The organism is Chromohalobacter sp. HP20-39 (assembly GCF_033052815.1).
Classification (GTDB): Bacteria; Pseudomonadota; Gammaproteobacteria; order Pseudomonadales; family Halomonadaceae; genus Chromohalobacter.
The window spans coordinates 1-341 of sequence record NZ_JAWHTP010000331.1; the positions used below are offsets into that span (position 1 = coordinate 1).

A 341-nucleotide genomic window follows, 5' to 3' on the forward strand; every position below is an offset into this window, starting at 1 on the left:
GTACATGACGTCATCGCCGATGACACTGCCGCTGGTCTGGTAGCCCAGTTGACCCCAGGCCACGCCGCTGCCCAGCGCGAGGGCGCCGGCCAGCGCCAGGACGATCTCCGTGCGACGTGCCCGGCGGGAGAACGGATTGAATGCAGGACGGAACTTCATGGCACCCCCACCGAGCAAATCGACGCTGCCCAGGAACACTTGGCCCCGGCGTTCGCAGCAGGCATACGGCCGCCACAGCGCCCATGCGTAGTCGCCTTGCTGCGCCTGGGTAAGAAAGCCGCTGCGCGGGAAGACCGTGCAGGACGACGACAGGACGGGCGTGAGTTCTTGCCACTTTCCGG

General features: G+C 66.9%; 1 protein-coding gene. It reads right to left on the bottom strand.

What is annotated here, in order from left to right:
* Positions 1 to 341, bottom strand: a 341-nt coding sequence (locus tag RVY79_RS22035; protein WP_411161747.1) for a TraU family protein, incomplete at both ends; no start/stop codon positions are given.